Annotated in this window: 20 protein-coding genes; all 20 read left to right on the top strand. The window is 41.4% G+C overall.

Annotated features, from left to right (window positions below; translation table 11 throughout):
- Positions 1–33: 33 nt before the first annotated feature.
- Positions 34–2,364, top strand: coding sequence for a flagellar filament capping protein FliD (gene fliD / locus D9T12_RS08585; RefSeq protein ID WP_130537789.1), 2,331 nt, complete (start codon positions 34–36; stop codon positions 2,362–2,364).
- Positions 2,365–2,405: 41 nt separating this feature from the next.
- Positions 2,406–2,828, top strand: a complete 423-nt coding sequence (gene fliS, locus D9T12_RS08580) for a flagellar export chaperone FliS (protein WP_130537788.1) — start codon at positions 2,406–2,408, stop codon at positions 2,826–2,828.
- Entirely contained in the window at positions 2,828–3,145 is a 318-nt protein-coding gene (fliT, locus tag D9T12_RS08575) for a flagellar protein FliT (protein ID WP_130537787.1), read from the top strand. The genes fliS and fliT overlap by 1 nt, the downstream gene beginning before the upstream one ends.
- A 108-nt stretch (positions 3,146–3,253) precedes the next feature.
- Complete coding sequence (locus D9T12_RS08570) at positions 3,254–4,378, top strand: sigma-54 interaction domain-containing protein (protein ID WP_130537786.1); 1,125 nt, start codon at positions 3,254–3,256, stop codon at positions 4,376–4,378.
- A gap of 29 nt (positions 4,379–4,407) precedes the next feature.
- On the top strand, positions 4,408–5,643 hold the full coding sequence (locus D9T12_RS08565; protein ID WP_130537785.1) for a sensor histidine kinase: 1,236 nt from the start codon (positions 4,408–4,410) through the stop codon (positions 5,641–5,643).
- Positions 5,640–7,085: a sigma-54-dependent transcriptional regulator gene (locus D9T12_RS08560; RefSeq protein ID WP_130537784.1), complete on the top strand. Its 1,446-nt coding sequence runs from the start codon at positions 5,640–5,642 to the stop codon at positions 7,083–7,085. The genes D9T12_RS08565 and D9T12_RS08560 overlap by 4 nt, the downstream gene beginning before the upstream one ends.
- Positions 7,086–7,282: 197 nt before the next feature.
- Complete coding sequence (fliE, locus tag D9T12_RS08555) at positions 7,283–7,624, top strand: flagellar hook-basal body complex protein FliE (protein ID WP_130537783.1); 342 nt, start codon at positions 7,283–7,285, stop codon at positions 7,622–7,624.
- A gap of 44 nt (positions 7,625–7,668) precedes the next feature.
- Positions 7,669–9,369, top strand: a complete 1,701-nt coding sequence (gene fliF / locus D9T12_RS08550) for a flagellar basal-body MS-ring/collar protein FliF (protein ID WP_130537782.1) — start codon at positions 7,669–7,671, stop codon at positions 9,367–9,369.
- Positions 9,369–10,388 carry a flagellar motor switch protein FliG gene (gene fliG / locus D9T12_RS08545; protein WP_130537781.1) on the top strand — a complete coding sequence of 340 codons (1,020 nt, stop codon included), beginning with the start codon at positions 9,369–9,371 and terminating at the stop codon, positions 10,386–10,388. The genes fliF and fliG overlap by 1 nt, the downstream gene beginning before the upstream one ends.
- Positions 10,389–10,427: 39 nt before the next feature.
- Positions 10,428–11,321 (top strand): FliH/SctL family protein, encoded by an 894-nt coding sequence (locus D9T12_RS08540; RefSeq protein WP_165395078.1) that lies wholly within the window; start codon positions 10,428–10,430, stop codon positions 11,319–11,321.
- Positions 11,322–11,402: 81 nt separating this feature from the next.
- Positions 11,403–12,746: a flagellar protein export ATPase FliI gene (gene fliI, locus D9T12_RS08535; RefSeq protein WP_130537779.1), complete on the top strand. Its 1,344-nt coding sequence runs from the start codon at positions 11,403–11,405 to the stop codon at positions 12,744–12,746.
- Between the two features lie 29 nt (positions 12,747–12,775).
- Positions 12,776–13,213: a flagellar export protein FliJ gene (fliJ, locus tag D9T12_RS08530; RefSeq protein WP_130537778.1), complete on the top strand. Its 438-nt coding sequence runs from the start codon at positions 12,776–12,778 to the stop codon at positions 13,211–13,213.
- A gap of 88 nt (positions 13,214–13,301) precedes the next feature.
- Entirely contained in the window at positions 13,302–15,581 is a 2,280-nt protein-coding gene (locus tag D9T12_RS08525) for a flagellar hook-length control protein FliK (RefSeq protein WP_130537777.1), read from the top strand.
- Between the two features lie 10 nt (positions 15,582–15,591).
- Entirely contained in the window at positions 15,592–16,608 is a 1,017-nt protein-coding gene (locus tag D9T12_RS12590) for a methyl-accepting chemotaxis protein (protein ID WP_130537776.1), read from the top strand.
- Between the two features lie 150 nt (positions 16,609–16,758).
- Positions 16,759–17,610, top strand: coding sequence for a flagellar motor stator protein MotA (motA, locus tag D9T12_RS08515; RefSeq protein ID WP_130537775.1), 852 nt, complete (start codon positions 16,759–16,761; stop codon positions 17,608–17,610).
- Between the two features lie 25 nt (positions 17,611–17,635).
- Positions 17,636–18,508 carry a flagellar motor protein MotB gene (gene motB / locus D9T12_RS08510; RefSeq protein WP_130537774.1) on the top strand — a complete coding sequence of 291 codons (873 nt, stop codon included), beginning with the start codon at positions 17,636–17,638 and terminating at the stop codon, positions 18,506–18,508.
- Between the two features lie 38 nt (positions 18,509–18,546).
- A complete protein-coding gene (locus D9T12_RS08505) occupies positions 18,547–19,140 on the top strand; it encodes a flagellar basal body-associated FliL family protein (RefSeq protein ID WP_130537773.1) in 594 nt (197 codons plus the stop codon).
- Positions 19,141–19,168: 28 nt separating this feature from the next.
- The gene (gene fliM, locus D9T12_RS08500; protein WP_130537772.1) at positions 19,169–20,188 is read left to right on the top strand and encodes a flagellar motor switch protein FliM; all 1,020 of its coding nucleotides are present in this window, start codon (positions 19,169–19,171) and stop codon (positions 20,186–20,188) included.
- The gene (fliN, locus tag D9T12_RS08495; protein ID WP_130537771.1) at positions 20,181–20,636 is read left to right on the top strand and encodes a flagellar motor switch protein FliN; all 456 of its coding nucleotides are present in this window, start codon (positions 20,181–20,183) and stop codon (positions 20,634–20,636) included. The genes fliM and fliN overlap by 8 nt, the downstream gene beginning before the upstream one ends.
- A 281-nt stretch (positions 20,637–20,917) precedes the next feature.
- On the top strand, positions 20,918–21,562 hold the full coding sequence (fliO, locus tag D9T12_RS08490) for a flagellar biosynthetic protein FliO (protein ID WP_130537770.1): 645 nt from the start codon (positions 20,918–20,920) through the stop codon (positions 21,560–21,562).
- Positions 21,563–21,607: the final 45 nt, after the last annotated feature.

The following is a 21,607-nucleotide window of genomic DNA, read 5'->3' as shown; positions in this document are numbered from 1 at the left end:
GCATAGACTTAAGATCAGATTAAGGAGTCCGTCATGGCAAATGAAGTTGGCACTACGCTTTTAAATTCATTGACAAATAGTACGTTTGACATAGGTAATATGTCAAAGGTGTTGGCAGAGGCAGAAGTAGCGGGTCCGCGGTCAATCTTGGAGAGAAACCAAGAAAAAACCAACACTGAGCTAAATGCGTTGACGTATTTGCAGTCAAATATGAACGCTTTTAAGTCTTATCTACAGGATTTATCGAATCCTGATACCTACACCCAAGCTTCCGCGGTTTCTGGGAATGAGTCTTTATTTACGGCGAATATTACGGGTACTGCGGTAAATGGTTCTTATCAAATTGAATCTCGTCAATTAGCGCAAGCCAACACTCAAGTGGTTAACAAAATCTATGCTTCTGCTTCTGATACTCTTTCAAATGGTACCTTAAACATTTCCGTTGGAGGTAACAGTTATGACCCAATTACAATTGATGCTTCAAACAACACTCTGGAAGGACTTCAAAGAACAATAAACAATGGTGATTATGGTGTTAATGCATCGGTGATTAACACAGGCAGCGGTTATCAGCTGATGTTTACATCCAAAGAGACTGGGGCTGCGAGTGAAATGCAGATTTCAGGGATTAGCGATTTTGATACTCAAGGTTTTACAACCACTTCAACCGCTCAGGATGCCATTATGTCAGTGAATGGAGTCATGGTGACCAGTTCGACAAATACATTTGACGAGGTCATTCCAGGGGTAGAAATTGATTTAAAATCGACTCAACCAGGAGTGAGTACCAGTTTAAATGTCAGTCAAGATACGGCTGGTGTCATTGAAAAAGTAGAGTCTTTCGTCGAAGTTTTTAACCAACTCGATACGATTCTAGATGAGCTAGGTTCTTATGAAGATTTAACAGAAGAGCAACAAGAATCTGAAGAATACACCTTTTGGGGAGATTTGGCTGGTTCTTCATTGTTAAAACAAGTGCGCAGAGATTTAGAAAGTTCTTTATCAGGGGCAATTAGTGAGATTAGCTCCGACTATAACAGTTTGGCTGTTATTGGCTTAAGCATTAACCGTGATGGTGAAATGGAGTTAGATAAAGGAAGACTGGAAGATGTAGCGGAACTAGGTCTGGATAACTTAAAGACTCTTCTATCTAAAGGTGGGAGCTCAGATGACCCTTTAATCAATATTTTAGGCGGGAATGAGAACACTCAAACAGGAAATTATTCAATAGACATAACACAAAATGCGACTAGAGCCACTTCTACAGGCGGCGCTGTTACATTTGATGCTGAAGGTGACCAACGTGTCGCTGGTGCTCGAGTTTTTGATCAAGATTCACTATTAACCTTACAAAACAGTTCATTTGATCTAAATGGAACAAATGTTAGTTTTACAGCTCAATCTTTTTCAACAAGAGAAGATCTAATGAGCTACATGCAAACTCAGATTGACACTGCAACAGGTGTTGCTAATCCCGGAGTAGATCCAAGTTTGTTTACGATTGAATATGATGCTGCTCAGGCGCGTTTTGAAATTACCTCTCAAGATCAGGGAGCTTTGAACCTAACAAATGTAACAGGCTTGAGTAGCCAAGGTTTTACCCAAACGGATTATTCGGGAGAGAATTTAGTGAATGTTTCAGGAGGTACGATTGATTTTTCAGTGGATGGTTCCACAGCAACTTCTATCAACGTAGCTGCTGGAAATTTTACACTTTCTGAAATTGCTGAATCATTGCGTACTAGTATGAATGCTAATGCTGAAGTAAAAGCCGCTGGGGCATCTTTAGCGGTGACAACCGATGGTTCAAGTTTAAGTATTAGTTCCAATCGTTTTGGTGGGAATTCCAGCGTGGATATTAGTGGGTTTACCGGTCTTGCAGAACTTAATTTAACGACTGGGGCTTCAAGCGGCCAAAATACCGATGGTACGATTACGATGAGTGATGGTTCAACCATTAATATCGGAGCTTACGCCGACTCTGAAGATGGCCGAAAAATTAAAATTTCTGATTTTGCTGTTGGGAGTGGGGGAGATCCTGCTGAAGTTCGAGGATTAGAGTTTGAAATTTTGGGTGGGACAGTGCCAAGAACTTCAGAAATTACTTTTTCACAAGGTTTTGCCAGCCGTATGGAGGAAGTGATTAGTAATCTGTTTGAAAATGAAGATGGCTTGGTGACTCAGCGTTTGGAAAGTTTAAATAATAAAAATGCTGAGTACGATGAAAAAGAAGAAAAACTTGATACACGATATGACAAGCTTTTATTGAAATATCAACTTCAGTTTTCTGCATTGCAGTCGTTACTATCTAGTAGTGAACAAACACGAAATATGTTGTCTGCAACATTTGGCAGTGATAACTAATAAATAAAAATACTTAAGATAAATCATAAGGGAGCCATGTCATGAGCTATGCAATGCAAAATCGCCTGGCACAACAATATGCAAACACGGCTGTTGAAACTGCAGTTTCTGAAGCGACCCCACATAAATTGGTGGATATGCTTTACACGGGTGCCTTGAAAAATTTGAAATTAACCAAAGTTTTCATAGAACAAAAGCAGTATGAAAAAAAAGCTGAGTTTTCCAGTAAAGCCTTGTCTATTTTGAATGCGTTGAAAGCAGGTGTTAATTTTGAGCAAGGTGGAGAAATTGCTCAGAATATGTTCGCGTTATATGACTATTGTCACCGTTCAGTATTTCAAGCTGTTGCGAAAAATGATTTGCAAAAAATAGATGAGGTTATTGAGCATATTGAGGGTTTACAGTCTGCATGGCAGCAGATGCCTGAGAATATTAAACGTGCAACGAAAGAGCAGCTTCAATAATGTTGACGACTCCAAAAAAATCACCAGAGCAGTTTCAGAAAGATAAACTGAAGTTGCTTAGTTTTTCTAAAAACCTGTTGCAATTAGCCGAATCCAAAAAGTGGGATGAACTGGAAGTGTTGCAGAATCAGTGGCAATCAATGCTCGACAAAATGATCAGTGACTATGGAGAGAAACTCGAAATTATTCGACCAATGTTGTTGGACGATGCTGAAAAGTTAAGCGATCTTCTTGGCCATTCTCAAAAAGATTTAGCATCTGATTTCTCAAATGCCGTAAAAGCCAATCAATCTATTAAAAAATACGTCAAGTTTTAACCTTTTCTTATTGTTATTCAATAATTTTTAAAATCTTTTGCCAAAATTTTGACATCCGTTGATAAACCCTTTATAAATGACAGGTCTTATTGAAATTCGGGGCCATGGATGTCAAACGATCTTTTCTCAAATCTTGTAGGTTCTGGTCCTGCAATGCAAACCGTCAAAAAATTGATTCAGCAGGTTGCCAAAACGGATGCAACCGTTCTTATTCTGGGAGAATCTGGTACGGGTAAAGAAGTCGTTGCGCAAGCGCTTCATAATTCTTCCTCACGTTCAGACAAAACTTTTGTACCAATCAACTGTGGTGCTATTCCAGGCGAACTTCTTGAAAGCGAGTTGTTTGGTCATGAAAAAGGGGCTTTTACTGGCGCAATTACTGCGCGAAAAGGTCGCTTTGAGATGGCAGAAAAAGGCTCGATCTTTTTAGATGAAATTGGTGATATGCCTTTGCCAATGCAGGTGAAGTTATTGCGAGTTTTACAAGAACGCAACTACGAACGTGTTGGTGGTAACAAAACCTTTGACTGTGATGTTCGAGTCATTGCTGCAACTCATCGTAATCTAGAAGATCAAATAACCGATGGTAAATTTCGTGAAGATTTATTTTATCGTTTAAATGTATTCCCGATTGAAATGCCTGCACTCAGAGAGCGCCCTGAAGATATTCCAGAGTTGTTTGAGTTTATGTTTGCAAAAATGTCTGAAATGGGTACGTTAGTTCCTTCGTTTAGTGAAAAGGCGATGCAGGCATTACAGTGTTATAAGTGGCCAGGAAATGTTCGGGAACTGAGTAATTTGGCAGAAAGATTATCGATTTTGTTTACAGATCAGAAAATTGACTATGAAGACCTTCCTGAGCGTTATCAAGTGGAGCTCGATTCAGAACTTTTGCAGTCGCTATCGATGTTTGACGAAAATACCCCGGCAGATTCTTTACAAAGTTCACCGGCCGGTGAAGAAAAACCATCAGTGCCTGAAGCTTCAGCCATTGAAGTACCTACTTCAGTTTCCAGTGTAAATGATAATAATGGTTTGGAACCGAATTCTAATGTCTCTGACATCAACTTTGATGACGGTATCGATTTGAAATCCTATCTTGTTGGAATGGAAGTAGAACTGATTCAAAAAGCTTTGTCTCAGACAGAAGGGAATGTTTCGCAAGCCGCAAAACTTTTAAAGACCAATCGAACGACTTTAGTTGAAAAAATTCGTAAATACGAATTGAGTTAAGTTCAAGTCTAGTATTGAGAAAAGAGATTATGTTGGAATCGAATTCATCTTCTAATGCTGAAACTGATGAGAACAGTGCTGCTATCCGAGAACAGCGAATTCAAGAGCTGGAAAAAGCTTTTGAAATGTTTAATCAGACCTCAGATCGTTTATCGGATTCCTACCATGCGTTGCAATCTCAAATGGAAGAGCTGCAAGAGCAGTTAGCGCAAAGTGATAAAGAAAAAAAACAGGTGGCAGATCGATTAAGCCGATTGTTGAAAATGCTACCGGCCGCTGTTGTTGTGCTGGATCAGAAAGATCAAATAGTTGAAATGAATCAAAGCGCGATTGAATTGTTGGGTGAAGATGCTTTACACCGCAACTGGGAAATTGTTGTGATGAATGTATTTTTGAACCACAATGATGCAGGTCAATTAATTACGCATGATGATCAGATTTTTCAGGTCTCGGAAACGCTTTTGGATGAATCGCTAGGAAAAATTTTATTGATGCAAGATGTCACTGAAGCTAAGCAGTTGCAGGAGCATCAAAGCCGTCATCAACGCTTGCATTCAATGGGAGAGATGGCTGCGTCACTTGCACATCAGATTCGCACACCTTTAGCTTCCGCTTTACTTTATGTTTCTCAGTTAAATGTTGATGATTTACAAAGAGATCAACGTTATAAGTTTGTAGATAAGACCCTGAACAGTTTGCGACACCTTGAAGGCTTAGTGAAAGACATGTTGCAGTACGCTAAAGGCGGAAAAAGCTGTGAGCAAGATATTTTATTGTCTGATTTATATGATAAATTGGCCCACCAAGTTGAAGTTGAGTTGTTGCCTGAAGACGCACAAGTAAGAATTGATCGAAGTGAGGAAAGTTTACATTTATCTGGTGATATGGATGCTTTGGTAACTGCTTTGCAAAATTTAGTGCACAATGCCTTGGAAGTCATTGGTATAGGTGCTCAGATTCAAGTGAGTGCAAAAGTGATTAATGATAACTTTTTAGATTTAATTGTCATGGATAATGGCCCCGGCATTGAGCCAGAGAAGTTAGAACAGATCTTTGAGCCGTTTTACACGAGCCGAGCTAAAGGCACAGGACTTGGTTTAGCGGTCGTTAGAGCAATTGCAGAAGCACATTCGGGTGAAGTGTGGGTGAAATCGATCGTTGGGTATGGATCCAGATTTGGGATAAGATTGCCTCTTCAAACGAATTCGGACAAAACAGGTTCCTCTTTACAAAGCCATTTGATTGAGACAAAGGTTACTTCATGAGCATAGCAAAAATCCTGGTCGTAGAAGACGATCCAGAATTACAAGAGGCTTTAGTTGATATTCTGAGCATCAATGCATTTGAAGTGGTAAGTGTGAGCAGTGCGGAACAAGCTTTGCAAGCACTTGATGATGAAATTGGCATGGTGTTCTCTGACATTCGTATGGATGGAATGGATGGTTATACCTTAATGACTCGGATTCGGGCGCTCAAGCCCTATCTTCCGATTGTTTTAATGACTGCTTACGGAACGGTGGAGCAGGCGGTCGATGCAATGAAAGCCGGTGCGGTCGATTATATTGTTAAGCCTTTTGAAGCGAATGTTCTTTTAGAAAAAGCAAAAGCTTATTTCAATCGTGATGCTTCAAGTGAAGACGATTTTGTGGTTGCTGATTCAGTCACACAACAGTTAAAAACAATGGCTAAAAAAGTGGCTCGCAGTGATGCGAGTGTTTATATCAGTGGTGAAAGTGGTACTGGTAAAGAGGTACTTGCGAGATATATTCATAATCAGTCGACACGTGATAAACAGCCGTTTGTCGCGATTAACTGCGCAGCCATTCCTGAAACGATGTTAGAAGCAACTCTGTTTGGTTATGAAAAAGGTGCATTTACAGGTGCTGGAAAATCAATGCCGGGTAAATTTGAACAGGCGCAAGGTGGGACGATTTTCTTAGATGAAATCGGCGAGATGAAAGTTGATTTGCAAACAAAATTGCTGCGAGTGCTTCAAGAGAAGGAAGTTGAGAGGATTGGGAGCACTAAAATTATTAAGTTAGACGTTCGAGTCTTGAGTGCTTCAAATATTGATATGAAAAAATCCATTCAGGAAGGAGCCTTTCGAGAGGATTTGTTCTATCGGTTGAATGTGTTTCCGATGCGCTTGCCGCCTTTGAGAGAGCGTCCAAGAGATGTGGCAGCAATTGCCGAGCGATTGATTAAACGTCATTGTAGCGACATACGTGTGGAACCTTTTATTAGCGCTCCGGCATTAAAAAAATTGCTGGAATATCGTTGGCCAGGGAATATTCGAGAGTTGGATAATGTTTTGCAGCGTGCTTTGCTGATGATGACAGGTGATTCGATTAAGCTAGAGCATATTTTCTTTGATGACCAAATGGAAAACCAGTTTTCCGTTCCGCCTGAAGAGAGTCTTCATGAGAACAATGGTTTCAGCAATCATCAAAAACCTAGTGAATCGGAGTCAATGCCGACAAAAAATAGTAAGGCTAGCCAGGTTAAAGAAGCAGAGTTCACCGAAACTCATCTTTACGAAGAGGCTTTGCCAATGGATTTAAAAGCAAGAGAAACACAGTTAATTCTGCAAACCTTACGCTCAAATGATGGCCATCGTCAAAAAACTGCCGACGCTTTAAATATTAGCCCAAGAACTTTGCGTTATAAATTAGCGAAATTAAAAGAACAAGGCATTGACGTTCCTTAACAGGGTATAAAGTCTTTAATGAATGTTACCGGCCGGTAAGGTTTCAATGCTAAACTTTACACATTGGTCTTGAAGTTGAGCTCATTTCTCAACTGGTATAAGGTTTGCTTGGGAAATGATGCCAAGATTTGGTCATTCTCTAAAATTAATAAAAATACTAAAGATTACGTTTCAGGTCACCTGGAGAAAAGGTTCGAATGGACTCAATTGATACACAAAGCTTAATGTTGCAAATGCGCTCTTTGGCGGCTCAAACGAAAATTGAGCCTGTGAAAGACAGTGCTCCGATGGCTGGAGAGCAAGTTGGTGAAGCTCCTGAAGATTTTGGAGACTTGCTTAAACAGTCTGTGGAGGCAGTGACCTTTGAACAAAACAAATCTAAAGAGATGAAAAACGCTTTTGAGCGAGGTGATCCAGATGTGGATTTATCAGAAGTTATGCTTCAAGCGCAAAAAGCCAGTTTATCTTTTCAAGCGATGACTCAAGTTCGCAACAAGTTAGTTGAGGCTTATAAAGAAGTCATTCAAATGCCTCTATAATTTTTTCTCAGGTAACCCCTGAATGATGACTACAAAGACACTCTATGGCTGAATCTCCAACTATTGACCCAAGTATAAAAGCTGGTGCTAAACAAAGCGTTGGCTCCACTTTTGTCGATAATGTCACGGCATTACCGGTCGCCAAGCAAGTAGGATTGGTTGTTGCACTGGGAGTAACTTTAGCATTAGTCATTAGCCTGGTAATGTGGTCTCAGTCGAAGCCATACACTTTGCTTTTTGGTAGTGTTGATCCTCAAGATATTAATGAAATTATTCAAACCCTTGACCAAGAAATGGTCGATTATCAAATTGACCACACGTCTGGTGGGATTTTAGTTCCCAGTGAGCAGGTTCATTCTTTACGGCTTAAAATGGCCGCAGCCGGATATCCAAAACAAGCTGCTACCGGCTATCAGATACTTGATGCCGAACAAGGCTTTGGTATTTCACAGTTCAAAGAAACTACGCAATACCACCGTGCCTTGGAAGGCGAACTTGCCAAATCTGTTTCCAGTATTAATGCAGTTAAATCTGCGCGAGTGATGTTGGGGCTCCCCAAGCGTTCAGTTTTTGTTAGAAAACAACAAAAACCAACGGCATCAGTTGTAGTCAAGCTTTATCCTGGTCGAACGATGAATGATCAACAGGTCAGTGCAATCGTTTATTTGGTGTCTTCGAGTATCCCAAATATGGAGGCCTCAGATGTTACCGTGGTTGATCAAAATGGTAATCTTTTGACTGGCAATGATCATGCAGGTTCGATGCTTAACATGAGTATGAAGCAACTGGACTATACTCGCCAAGTTGAGTTGACACTTTCTAATCGAATTATTGATTTATTAGCCCCAATTGTTGGAGGCCCTGAAAAAGTCCGAGCGCAAGTTACCGCTGAACTGGACTTTACCCAACAAGAACAGACTCGAGAAAACTTCCAGCCTGATCCAGACGCTATTCGCTCTGAGCAAGAGATTCGTGAAATTAATCGTGAAAATGGTCCAACAGGCATTCCAGGAGCATTAACGAATCAGCCGCCAAGAGCGGGAATTGCACCCGAAGAAGGGTATACCAAAGATGGTTCGGCAGGCGGTGTGAAAAGCTCTTCCGAAAAAACGACTAAAAACTATGAGCTTGACCGAACGATAAGTCATATAAAAAACTCTGTCGGAAACATTTCTCGTTTATCGGTTGCGGTGGTTTTAGATGATAAGTTGATTCAAAATGAAGCCGGTGAGTTTGTTCGCACGCCATTAACCGATGAAGAGTTACAACGTTATCAGCAGTTGGTTCGTGACACAGTCGCTCTTGACTCAATGCGTGGCGATACTTTGAGCGTTGTCAACGCGTCGTTTCTATCTGCACCAGAGGAAGAAATCGAGTCAACTCCAATTTGGCAAGAACCGTGGTTTTGGGATTTGGTTAAGCAGTTGCTTGCAGGTCTTGCGGTACTAATTATCATTCTATTTGTCATACGCCCAATGTTGAGAGATCTCTCTAAACGTCATGAGATTGTGACGGAATACCCTGAGGATGTGGCTGAAGAGGTGGATGATTTAGAAAACACCGATGAGATCTCAAAAGCTCTTGAACAAATGAACGAAGAGGTTGAACACGCAGCGGAAGAAGCGGAAGCAGAATCTGCTGAAGAGCAACAATTGATTGAAAAGGTTAGAGAAATTGTTGATCGTGATCCAAAACTTGCGGCGCACGTTATAAGACAGTGGCTTTCATCTGAAGGAAATAGCTAATGGCCGAATTGCTTGAAGAATATGATGAAAATGATGGTATTGAACCGCTTGATAAAGCTGCGATCTTGTTGCTTTCCTTGGGAAAAGAACGAGCGTCTTCGGTTTTAAAGCATTTGAATCCACGTGAAGTTCAGCGCCTTGGTTCTGCTATGACAACCGTTGAGAGTGTGACACATGATCATATCCATCAAGTGATGCAAGCTTTTCTGAATGAACTGGGTGAAGATGCACTCGGTGTTGATCCAAGTGAATATGCGCAATCACTGATGGCTGATGCTCTTGGTGAGGGGGCCGGAGGTATGATGGATGTTTCCATGCTCGGAGATCAATTTAAAGGTCTTGAGGCGCTAAAATGGATGCATCCATCGACTATTTCTAACATGTTGCGTAATGAACACCCTCAGGTCGTTGCGATTATTCTTTCTTATTTTGACTCGGATCAAGCTGCAGAAGTTCTACGAGGAATTCCAGAACGTTTTCAAGCTGAAGTTATTTACCGTATCGCGACCCTTTCGACGATTCAACCTCGTGCACTGGTTGATTTGAACGATGTTTTGGAACATGCTTCAGGTGATGGAGATGGAGGCAAGTTGGCGACGATTGGTGGTGAGAAACGGGCAGCGGAAATTTTGAACTTAGTTGGCGGTGGTGTCGATTCACGAATTTTGGATGATATTGCTTCCGAGCATGAAGAAATCAGTCGAGCTATCCAAGATAAGATGTTTGTCTTTGATGATATTATTGGGATTGATGATCGAGGTATTCAAACGCTTGTTGGTGAAATTCCGTCTGATTTACTGATTGTTGCCTTGAAGGGCGCCACAAACGATTTAAAAGAGAAGTTCTTAAGCAATGTTTCCAAACGTCAAGCCGAAATTATGCGCGAGGATTTGGAAACTGGAGCCCCTGTCAAACTTAGTGCTGTCGAAGATGCTCAAAGAACCATTATCCAAACCGTTCGTCGTTTAGCAGATGAAGAGAAGCTGATGATGCCAGGTGGTGGTGAGGAGTTTGTTTAAAATGACTAAACTCTATGAAGTTAAGACATGGAAAGACAAATGAGTGATCAACAAAATTCACCGGCCGGTGAAAATGATGACGTTCAATACTCTCAGCTGGTTAAACAACAAGAACTTAACTCATTGAAAAAACCGCCAAAAGTGGTTGCGTGGACACTGTCAGACTTTGAAGAAGAGGAAAAGCAACAGTCTCAACAGGCGAATCTGCTCCATCAGAAAAAAGTGGATGCAGCGGTTGAAACCACATTAGCAAAAGAGCGAGAAGAGCTCAAAAAAGAAAAGTTCGAGCAAGCTTATCAGGAAGGGTACGAAAAAGGCTTCAGTTTAGGTAAGGAGGAAGGTGCTCTCGTCGGTAAATCTGAGGCTTATTCTGAAGCGCGTGATTTTATTTTTCCGAAGCTGCAAAATCTTGAAACCATGCTAGATGATCTATCCACTCCCTATGCCAATCTTGAATCTCACCTTTTGGAAGAGCTTGCACAATTTGCCGTGCATCTAGCAGAAAAAATTATTCTATTTAAAATTGAAGAGTCACCGGAATGGTTGCTTACTTCGATTGAAAAGACGGTTAATGGTCTTCCTGAAAATGCTCAAGAGAATCTTGTTGAAGTGTTTTTGAATCCTGATGATTTAGAATTTTTGCACACTTTACCTGATTTCTCGAAAGAGCCTTATTGCCATTGGAAGTTATTGGCTGATAAAACATTGCCGGCCGGTAGTTGTCGTGTAAAACAAGGATTCTCGACTATTCACAATGACTGGCAAGAACGTTTTGAACAGATTAGACAAGAAATTATCACCCAATCTTCTACTTCAGTTATTGAAGAAGTTTCTGATGATAAAGCCGAAGAAGTGACAACTTCAATGGAGTCAGAGGAAACTGCCAAGATAAAAAATGAAGCGGAACCATCTGTTTCAAAGCTAATTGATTAAATTGTCTGATTCTTAAAATCCAAATCGAAACCTGTTTTCTCTAATAGGCGTTTTCTTTCTGTAAATCTTGGTTATATTTTTATGAGTTCAGCATTTCAACAATTGAATCATTCTTTAGGCGAGAAGCTAAAGCAGTTTGATGACCGAATTTTGCCATCCACGTTAAAACTTGAAGGCCGCTTAGTACGTATGGTTGGTATGACCTTGGAAGTGGTTGGTACATATGCTCCGATGGGATCTCGATGTCAGATTTTTAATGGGGATGATGAGCCGATTGAAGCTGAGGTGGTAGGGTTTCAGGAGAATAAACTGTTTTTAATGCCAATGGGTGTTGTACATGGCGTTGCTCCAAATGCGAAAGTTTTACCCTTGGATGGAGGGATTCAAGTTGGGGTTGGATTTGGAATGCTTGGTCGTGTCATTGATGGTTCAGGGCAACCCCTTGATGATAAGGGGGCTATTCCTGTAGAGCGTTATGTTCCCCTGAACGGACAGCGTATCAACCCTTTAAGTCGACATCCCATTGATGAACCTCTTGATGTCGGTATTAAAGCCATCAATAGCTTATTGACTATCGGACAGGGGCAACGTGTGGGGCTAATGGCTGGAACGGGCGTTGGTAAAAGTGTGCTTTTAGGCATGATGACCAAGTTTACCAATGCGGATGTTGTGGTAGTTGGTTTAGTTGGTGAACGTGGTCGAGAAGTAAACGAGTTTGTGCAACACAATCTTGGTACTGAAGGTTTAAAGCGGTCAGTTGTGGTGGCAACCCCTGCCGATGATCCACCGTTGATGCGGCTTCACGGTGCTATGTTAGCGACAGCTATCGCTGAATTTTTTCGCGATCAAGGCTTAAAAGTTTTATTGTTAATGGACTCATTGACCCGATTTGCTCAAGCGCAACGAGAGATTGCTTTGGCTGTAGGAGAACCACCGGCAAGTAAAGGTTACCCACCATCGGTGTTTGCAAAGTTGCCTCAACTGGTGGAAAGAGCTGGCAATGGTACTCAAGGTGGAGGGTCTATAACGGCTATTTACACTGTGCTTGCTGAAGGGGATGATCAATCGGATCCTGTTGTGGATTCGGCTCGTGGTGTTTTGGATGGGCATATTGTTTTGTCACGTGAAATTGCGGATAGTGGGCGGTACCCGGCGATTGATATTGAGTCTTCGGTCAGTCGTGTGATGGTTGAAATCGTCGATGATAGGCATTTTCAAACAGCGAAACGCTTTAAGAGTTTGTATTCTGCTTTTCAGCAAAATCGTGATTTAATCAATGTTGGAGCTTATCGAAAAGGGTCTGATCCTTTGATTGATGAGGCGATAGGTAAGTACGCTAATCTTAATGAGTTTTTATCTCAATCAATTGGTGAGCAAGTATCGTTAAGTCAAAGTTTATTGATGTTGCAAAAGTCGCTGCGTTAAATTTTAAATTAGATTTGGGGTTGTAACGCATGGATAAACAGTTGAAAACTTGGCAAAAATTGGTGGAGTTGGCTGAGATGGAGATGGATAAGGCTGGTAAGACTTTAGCCATGATGCAGCAAAAACAAAATCAAGACATTGAACAACTGGAATCTTTGCGTGAATATGCGCAGGATTATAATAAACAAGGTATCAATCCTGCTCAAAGTTTATCCCAGTTAAATACTTATCGTCTTTTTGCAGACAAATTAATGCAGGCGATTGAATCTCAGGAAACTGTCGTGACCCAATCAGAAACTATGGCCGAGAAAGCTCGTGAAGCTTGGCTTGAAAAAAGGGCTCGTTTTAAGGCATTAGAAAAACTATTCATAAAGATGCAAAGTGATTATGACGGACATTTGAACAAACAAGAACAAAAAATGTTAGATGAGTTGGCTGCTCAGCAATCCGTTCAATCTTCTCAATAAATTCGCTTATTTAACCTACACAAAATGATTCTGGGCATACTATTTGCTGTTGTGATAACAACGAGTATTTAGATAAGAGTGATTGACTATGTTACAAATCAGCTCAACAGTCGAAAAAACGCAAGCAGGAGTTTTATCCGCAGCGTTCGAACGTGTAAAAGTTAATGTAAAAGAGGTAGAAGAAAATTTACCTGATGCAGCGAATGGCATGCTTTTAGGCGGCAAAAAGCTCTCCAATGCTTTAGGGCAAGTTTTGCCGAATGAGCGCAATGCAACGACAACGGAACAGAAGACTTTATCTTTTAGTGAGTTAATTAAAAGTGTTTTACCAGATTCACCTAGTCTGAATGCGAAGGCGCAACAGGAAGCGGTTGACTTTCAACAATTAGCCTCTACTCAAATAGGACTTGGGGTTAAAGGTGAATTTGGCCCGGAAATGCCTGAGCAAGCATTGACAAATTATGCCCAAACAAAGTTTGCGATTGATTCAGAACTTGAAGAACAAGAGCTACGTGGACAAGCAATGGCTTTTGTACAAGCCTCTTTACAACAACAATCGGAGACGGTAGGTGGAGTAAGAGATACGAAAGCTGAACTTGATTTACACCGGATAGATTTCTCTGAAACATCTGATGAGTTTAAGAAGTCTCTAAAAAGCCTGTTAAGTCATTATTTATCTGAAGGTCAGCGTAAGGGTGAAAGTTCCCACGAGGAAATAAGTACTTTTGAGGGTAATGCAGAAAAACCGACAAGTGAGATTTCGAATTCTGCTATGGGCTTTATGATGAGTGCAATGGCTGCCAATCGTGATAAACAACCGCAGGTTGAGCCTAACGAAAATGTGTTAAGTGAAAGTGAGTTTGAAAGTGTTGGCGCAGATGTTAAAACTCCAGTCGAAATAGCACAAACTACTAAACAACAGTTCGCCCAAGAATTTCAGCAACTTGTTGAGTCTGAATTTGGTGAGGCTCCTGAGTCACCAAGAGAATGGCAAAAGTTGATTGAACAAAGTCTAGAAGCGATTCGTTCAGAGCAGTCAGAAGGAGTCGAGAAAGCAAAAATGGATTCTTTAGAAAGTGTCGATCCTGAAGTGAAAAATACGACACCGATTTCTAACTCTCCGGTGACTGAAGAGCAAAAGTCCATACCTGTTGAAGGAGAGGTTGCTGTAGTTCAAGAAACGCTGGCGAATGAAGAGCAATTAGACGTCAGTAGCACAAATCCAACGATAGCGATGATAGATGATGCGGAGGTTGAAGCTAAAGTAGAAGTAGAAGCAAAACCGAGCAGAATGGGTGAGAGTGATCAGGTTGACCAGAAGTTGGTAGCAGAGCAAATGGATGATGTTCAAGCCGGTGTGACTGAAATAAATGAATCGATCGAACAAGCAGAGGTGAATTTGGCGGCACAAGCGCCAACTTCTGTTAATGCAAGCAATCAACAGTCAGCTTCAAATGCATCCTCCTCATCCTCTGGTTCTATTGACTCTGGTCGATCTGCTGTAGCGAACCAAATGGGACAGTCTGGACAGCAAATGGCTGGAGAATCACGCCAGGAGAGCCGTCAGGATTCAAGACAGGAATCAGGAACTGATAACAGACAAAATGCACGGCAAGATTTACCGGCCGGTGAAGCCGGTAAGGGAAATGCAAATAATAGCGAGACGGCAATAAGCAAAACTGCAAGTAACACTCAGCAAATGGCTCAGCAATTGTCATCGTTAATGGCGCAAGGAAAGTCAGCTGAAATGCAGGATAAAGTTCCTGTTTCGCAAATGATGCAGTCACAGCAAAAAGGGCTTGAACAACAAGCTAATTTACGTGCGGTCGAGGCAAGTTTAACGCAAACGTCTATGCTGGATTCGGATGGAGTGCCTTTAACAGAAAGTTCTTCGGGAGAGAGACGAGCAAGCTTGCCACCTGGGCTACAATCAATTCCATTGCCTGTTAAGCATCCACAGTGGGGGCAAGCACTAGGACAGAGAGTGGTTTATATGGCGAACAGCCAGTTACAGCAAGCTCAAATTACGCTAAACCCAGAAAAACTCGGCCCGATTCAAATAAAACTTCATATGGATCGTGACCAACAAATGCAGGTTTCTTTTAGTGCTCAACATGGAACCACTAGAGAAGCTTTGGAAGCTGCAATTCCAAGACTGAGAGAAATGCTTGAGCAAAATGGAGTGAATTTAAGCTCTGTAGATGTTGGAGATTTTTCCCAATTTGCGGAAGAACAGATGAGTGATGATTCATCTGAAAACCAGAATTCAGGTGTTCAAACCGCCGGATCTGGTGAAGAAGAACTTTTAACAACCTCTGAGCAGATTTTGCAAACCGAATCTGATCAGTTAGTCGATTATTATGCTTAGGAGTCTAGTGATGAAATTAGCGAATATTAATGCCTTGGGGCTTGCGTTGATGGCGGCTCCTACTTATGTACTTGCAGCGGATAATGTTGCCGGTATGCCAATACCTGCATTCGCGGTGCTGATTGCTTTGATTACAGCCGTCATTGTTGGAGTGATTGCTTATTTTGTTTGGGGGAATAAGTCGGTCGATTATTCAGGATTAGTGGATGAAATTCGTTCGGTGGTCAGAACCGAAGATATGGCAACGACTTTGAAGGATCCGCAAACAGATCCATATTTGTTGAATGCACTGAATTTATTATTAGAGACAGCTTCTAATCAGGTCACTCAACAGATGATTGCGAAATCTTCTATTGAATCTAAAGTTCAGGATTTGGAGCTGGAAAAAGTCGAACTACAATCGACATTGGATGCGTGTTATGCACAGCAGCAAGAGATGATGCCAAGTGTCGATGATTTCGATGCAGCACCTGTGGAGATGCCAAATAAAACTGAATTATTGGATTTGTCTGAGCAGCTTAAGTCTGCAGTGCAGCGTTTGTCGAATGACTCCAATGAAGGGATTTCCTCGGCGGCAACAGTTATTAGTGAAGTTTCAAGCTTAACGGATGAAGTAACCCATGCATCTGGGGTTATTAAGCAGCTTGAGGCTGACAGTAGTAATATCGGAACGGTTTTGGTATTGATTCGTGATATTGCTGAACAAACAAACCTATTAGCTCTTAATGCGGCGATTGAAGCGGCTCGAGCAGGAGAGCATGGTCGAGGATTTGCTGTGGTGGCAGATGAGGTCCGAGTTTTGGCAGGTAAAACCCAGCAAGCAACGACTGAAATTCAGAAAATTATTGAAGAGCTTCAACAACGTGCCCGTAATGCGGTCAAAGTAATGGCAGATGGACAAGAGCGTGTTGGAACGACTCAAGCGCAAGCTGGTCGAGTGAATGATATCTTAAATGGTATTGTGGGTAGTCTTGAGGAATTAAAGGCTGCACAGACAGCTTTGAGTAATGTGGTAAGTCATAATTAATCTGAAAATTGTACATAAATTTGAGCTCCCCCAAGAAATTCGCGAGAAAACAAGGGGAAGCTATCAAAAAGGTCTAGTCATTGCTTAAACTATGTTCAAATTCGTGTTTTAGGCCGAAAGAACAAGAAAAAAGCATAAGGTGAGAATTCAATGAAAGCAATAGTGGGTACATTAGTTGTTATCGGAACCTTGTTGGGAGGGTATCTTCCTCACGGGAGTTTCGGAATACTGATCCAGCCATTAGAAGTAGTGATTATCTGTGGTGGGGCACTCGGTGCTTACATTATTGCGAATCCAGGTTGGGTCGTTAAGGCAGGGTTTAGTGGTGGCTTAGGTTTGGTTAAACCAGCGCCTCATGATAAAGAAATGTTTATGGAAGCTTTAGGCCTGATGTTCAAACTCTTCAATAAGGCTCGTCGTGAAGGTTTAATGTCCATTGAGGCTGATGTAGAAGACCCACACTCCAGCGAATTGTTTAATGGTGCTCCAAAAGTAGCCGCAGATCATCACGCAGTCGATTTTATTTGTGATTATCTTCGACTTATGATTAGTGGCGCGAGTAATCCTTACCAGCTTGAAGATTTAATGATTCTAGAACTTGATGGTCACCATCATGAAGCGATGATGCCAAGTGCTGCGGTTGGGAAAGTTTCTGAAGCACTGCCGGCTTTTGGTATTGTTGCTGCTGTCTTGGGGATTATTGTCACCATGAGTTATCTCGATGCTGGGCCTATGGAAATCGCCCATCATATGTCTGTGGCACTTGTTGGGACTTTCTTAGGGATTTTGGTTGCCTACGGTTTTATTGCCCCGATTTCATCGGAGTTAGCAAATCGTGCTGAGTTAGAAGGCGCTTTCTTTAATGTATTGAAAACTTGTTTGATTGCTAACCTGAATGGTTACGCTCCACAAGTGGCGGTTGAGTTTGGACGAAAAGCGATTCCAAGTCATGATCGACCAAGTTTTCAAGAGCTGGATGAATTTTTACAAAGCCAGAAATAATACCGGCCGGTAAAGAGTAACGATCATGAGTGATGAAGAATCCATAATCATAAAACGCCTAAATAAGTGTCCCCATTCTGCACATGGCGGGGCATGGAAAATTGCGTTTGCGGATTTCATGACAGCAACGGCAGCCTTCTTTTTAATGCTTTGGGTTTTGGGTGGAACCAATGATGAAGAGATGAAAGCGATGGCGGAGTTTTTCCGGGATCCGACAGTGATTGAGTCATCACCAATGAGTATTGTGGAATCTAAAGAAGCGGGTCGAACAGCCGACGCGATGATTGACATGGGCGGCTTTAAGGATGCGCCAAAAGGTAAAGAGGGCGATGAAGACGGCTCAGGCAAGGCAGAAGAAAAAGAACAGATGGAGCTGATGAAACAAAAGCTTGAAGAAAAAATCGAGATGAGCGAAGCACTAAAAGAGTTCAAAGAGCAATTAAAAATCGAAATTACACCCAATGGTCTTCAGGTTCAAATTCTTGATGATCGTCGTAAACCGATGTTTGGTACAGGAGTCGATATTCCTAAGGCTTATGCGGCCAAAATTTTACAAGAAGTAGGAAGTGTTTTGGCGAGCACGGATAAAAGCATCAGTATCGCAGGTCATACCGATTCTTCTGGATACCATTCCAATTCAGAATATACAAACTGGGAATTATCGGCAGATCGAGCTAATGCTGCCAGAAGATTACTGCTCAATGGTGGAGTGGATGATAAGAGGATCGCTCAAGTGGTTGGGCTTGCTGATACGGTGCCATTCGATAAGGAAAATCCGTATAATCCACGAAACAGACGCATTAGTATTATTGTTTTGAATAAAGAAGCAGAAGCACGTTTGAAAAGTCTGAGCGATGCGCCAGATTTAGAAAATCTAACCACTCAGACCATACAATAGTCTTTAACCCAAATTGATAAAACAAAGGGAAATCCAAGATGGCAGAAGAAGTAGTTGAAGAAAAAGAAGGGAAAAAGTCGGGGAAAGGTTTAATTATCTTACTACTGGTCATCGTCATTTTATTAATGATTGGGTTGGGTGTTATGGCTTATTTGCTTATGAGTGGAGATAAGTCAGATGGTGAAAAAGCAGAAGCTGAGGAAGTTCACGGGTCTGCTGAGCATGGTGAAGGCGAAGAGTTTGCAGGCCATGCAAAAACCTACTCTCCAAAATATAAGCAATTTGAACCGCCAGCACCAGAGGCACCTCCTAGTTATTTTGTTATGGATAAATTTGTGGTGAACTTTAATGGTGATGGTAAGGCAAAATTTTTAGCTGTTGATTTGCAATTTATGTCCTATTACTCACAGCTTGTGGGAGATACTGGTGAAATGTCAAATCTCCGGCCTATTTTGAAAAATGACATTCAACGTTTGTTGAGAAATCAACACTACAATGATTTGATTCTGCCTGAAGGGCCAGATAAGCTGCGTGCAGAGATTTTAAAAGTCGCTCGTAACGTATTGGAAAAGCATAATATTTATCCAGATTTATTAGAAGATGTATACATGACTCGATTTGTCATGCAATAAGTCGATAGATAAGGAAGAGTAGTGATTCATGGATGATATTTTAAGCCAAGATGAAGTTGATGCACTCCTCAAGGGTATGGGGGGAGGAGACGTTGACGTTGAAAGCGACGACGGTTCCAATGCTCCAGGAGCTAAAGCATATGACTTTACTAACCAAGAACGGATTGTTCGTGGTCGCCTTCCTGCGCTTGATATCATTAATGAACGCTTTGCACGCGGATTTCAACGTCATTTTAATGAAATGATTATGTCCAGTGTTGAAGTTACGGCAGGTGAAGTAAAGATTATCAAAATGATTGATTATCTGCGAAACCTATTCGTTCCGACCAGTTTGAATATTTATCGTTTCAATCCTCTTAATGGTGTGTCGCTCTTTACACTGGATTCAAAATTAGTCTTTACCGCTGTAGATATCTATTTTGGTGGAACAGGCTTGTTACCGTTTAAAATTGAAGGGCGTGAATATACACCCGTTGAAATGAGTATGGTGCGTAGTATTTTGGATATCGTTGCAACCAACCTGAAGAAGGCATGGGGGCCTGTAATGGATGTTGAGATTGAGTACATGCATTCTGAAATGAACCCTAAATTTGCAGCGATTGTTGATGCGACCGACATGATTGTTGTCAGCCCGATTAATATTCGTTTTGAAGGGGTTGAAGGGCGTGTTGATATTGTGATGCCATACGCAATGTTGGAACCGGTTCGAGATAAACTTGAAGAGGGGATGTCGAATCTTCAGGGTGAAAGTGATAACCGTTGGTCAAGAACTCTTAAGGAAGAGGCGAAGAATATTGAACTTGACGTGAGTGTTAATCTAGCCGAAGTGAATATCAGTGTTGAAGATTTAATGGCCATGAAGAAAGGTGATATTTTGCCAATTGAGATGCCAAAACAAGTCTCGCTTAAAATAGAAGACATTGCAATAATGCGTGGAAAACTTGGACAAAGCCAAGACAAGAAAGCAGTAAAAATTGAGGAAATTCTTCACCATCCTGCTTATCAAGAGCCGGCTGTGAAAAACATCAAGGAGTGGTTAAATGAGTGAAGAAGATGATTTGAGTGCATGGGGTGATGCGCTTGCAGAGCAAGCAGATGCTGAAGGCTCGAGCTCTACAGATGATGCTGCAGATGCATGGGGTGATGCACTTGCAGAACAAGCTGATACGGAGGCCAATGCGTCAGCAGCATCCTTTGATACTTTGAGTGATGGAGCAGTTGGAGGGAGCAAAGATAAAATCGATTTAGATGTTCTTCTAGATGTGCCGGTCACATTACAGTTGGAAATCGGTCGAGCAAAAGTTTCTATTCGTAATCTGCTTTCCTATACTCAAGGGTCGGTGGTTGAAATGGATCGTCTTGCCGGTGAGCCTTTGGATTTGTTGGTTAATGGCACTTTAATCGCACATGGAGAGGTGGTTGTCATCAATGATAAGTTTGGTGTGCGTTTAACGGATGTTGTCAGTCCTCAAGAGCGAATTAAAAAACTAAAATAACCTCTTTCTTTCCTCTAACGCAAAAGTGTATCGAAATTATTTGTTTTGGTGTTTTCGACTTTTGCGTTCCTCAATCGCAGATACTCTAATTGTTACAAAATGATCTGTGATTAGCTTTTTTATGTTTGAATATTCTAAAACCACAACCTGTGGTTTTTCTTTGGGTGTTTTTAATGCCAAATCTTTTGCAATCTGCTATAACACTGCTTAATACATTGGATTTCGCAGTTGATGCCGAAGTTTGCTGAATTCATCTATCGTAATTCACAGGAATAAAGATTTTGCACAGTTTAAAGGCTCATTTTTTACCCTTCATAGCCGCTTTCACATTATTGATCTTCAGTTCAACTAGTTGGGCTCAGCTCCAAACGCAAGCTCAGGACCAAAGTGTTGTTGACAATACTGTTGAAATTGGTCAATCCGTCCCTAAAACGGGCGACTATTTTCTCGAAATATTCTTTTCTCTGGTTCTTGTGCTCGGAATTATTTTTCTTTCAGCTTGGATGCTACGTCGTTATGGGCGTTTTCCAGGCGTGGCAGATGGTAATTTGCGAGTTCTTGGGACGCTTTCTGTTGGGCAAAGAGAACGTATTATGCTATTGCAAGTCGGAGAGCAGCAGATTCTAGTTGGCGTTACTTCAAGTCGAATTTCTAAGTTACATCAACTTGAAATCCCTGTTGAGATTCCTGAACCCACTTCAATGGGCCTGGGGAAAATGGCTTTTGGGGCAAAGCAAAAAAAAACGGAAGAATCTTCAAGTTTTGCACAAAAATTGCAAGAGGCTCTTCAAACAACGCAAAATACCGAAACTTCTGACGAAGTTTTGACGAATATACCGGCCGGTAAGAAATCGAATTTGGATTCTCAAGAGGTTGGAGTAGCAAAAGATTCAAGCAACGAAACTAACAAAAAGGAGCGGAAGTGAGTCATTTACACACGACGTCCGTGACTGAAAAAACAACGTTTTTTA

It is taken from the genome of Thiomicrorhabdus indica, assembly GCF_004293625.1.
GTDB lineage: Bacteria > Pseudomonadota > Gammaproteobacteria > Thiomicrospirales > Thiomicrospiraceae > Thiomicrorhabdus > Thiomicrorhabdus indica.
Note: the sequence above shows the minus strand (reverse complement) of the source record. Positions and strands in the feature narration are given on the sequence as shown.

Bases quoted from the DNA above. Each gene is read 5' to 3' on its own strand.
- motB (WP_130537774.1), top strand. From the start codon at position 17,636: ATGAGTGATGAAGAATCCATAATCATAAAACGCCTAAATAAGTGTCCC.
- fliI (WP_130537779.1), top strand. From the start codon at position 11,403: ATGAGTTCAGCATTTCAACAATTGAATCATTCTTTAGGCGAGAAGCTA.
- fliN (WP_130537771.1), top strand. From the start codon at position 20,181: ATGAGTGAAGAAGATGATTTGAGTGCATGGGGTGATGCGCTTGCAGAG.
- fliE (WP_130537783.1), top strand. From the start codon at position 7,283: ATGGACTCAATTGATACACAAAGCTTAATGTTGCAAATGCGCTCTTTG.
- fliS (WP_130537788.1), top strand. From the start codon at position 2,406: ATGAGCTATGCAATGCAAAATCGCCTGGCACAACAATATGCAAACACG.
- fliF (WP_130537782.1), top strand. From the start codon at position 7,669: ATGGCTGAATCTCCAACTATTGACCCAAGTATAAAAGCTGGTGCTAAA.
- D9T12_RS08540 (WP_165395078.1), top strand. From the start codon at position 10,428: ATGAGTGATCAACAAAATTCACCGGCCGGTGAAAATGATGACGTTCAA.
- D9T12_RS08505 (WP_130537773.1), top strand. From the start codon at position 18,547: ATGGCAGAAGAAGTAGTTGAAGAAAAAGAAGGGAAAAAGTCGGGGAAA.
- D9T12_RS08565 (WP_130537785.1), top strand. From the start codon at position 4,408: ATGTTGGAATCGAATTCATCTTCTAATGCTGAAACTGATGAGAACAGT.
- fliG (WP_130537781.1), top strand. From the start codon at position 9,369: ATGGCCGAATTGCTTGAAGAATATGATGAAAATGATGGTATTGAACCG.
- fliT (WP_130537787.1), top strand. From the start codon at position 2,828: ATGTTGACGACTCCAAAAAAATCACCAGAGCAGTTTCAGAAAGATAAA.
- D9T12_RS08525 (WP_130537777.1), top strand. From the start codon at position 13,302: ATGTTACAAATCAGCTCAACAGTCGAAAAAACGCAAGCAGGAGTTTTA.
- D9T12_RS12590 (WP_130537776.1), top strand. From the start codon at position 15,592: ATGAAATTAGCGAATATTAATGCCTTGGGGCTTGCGTTGATGGCGGCT.
- fliD (WP_130537789.1), top strand. From the start codon at position 34: ATGGCAAATGAAGTTGGCACTACGCTTTTAAATTCATTGACAAATAGT.
- fliJ (WP_130537778.1), top strand. From the start codon at position 12,776: ATGGATAAACAGTTGAAAACTTGGCAAAAATTGGTGGAGTTGGCTGAG.
- fliM (WP_130537772.1), top strand. From the start codon at position 19,169: ATGGATGATATTTTAAGCCAAGATGAAGTTGATGCACTCCTCAAGGGT.
- D9T12_RS08560 (WP_130537784.1), top strand. From the start codon at position 5,640: ATGAGCATAGCAAAAATCCTGGTCGTAGAAGACGATCCAGAATTACAA.
- motA (WP_130537775.1), top strand. From the start codon at position 16,759: ATGAAAGCAATAGTGGGTACATTAGTTGTTATCGGAACCTTGTTGGGA.
- D9T12_RS08570 (WP_130537786.1), top strand. From the start codon at position 3,254: ATGTCAAACGATCTTTTCTCAAATCTTGTAGGTTCTGGTCCTGCAATG.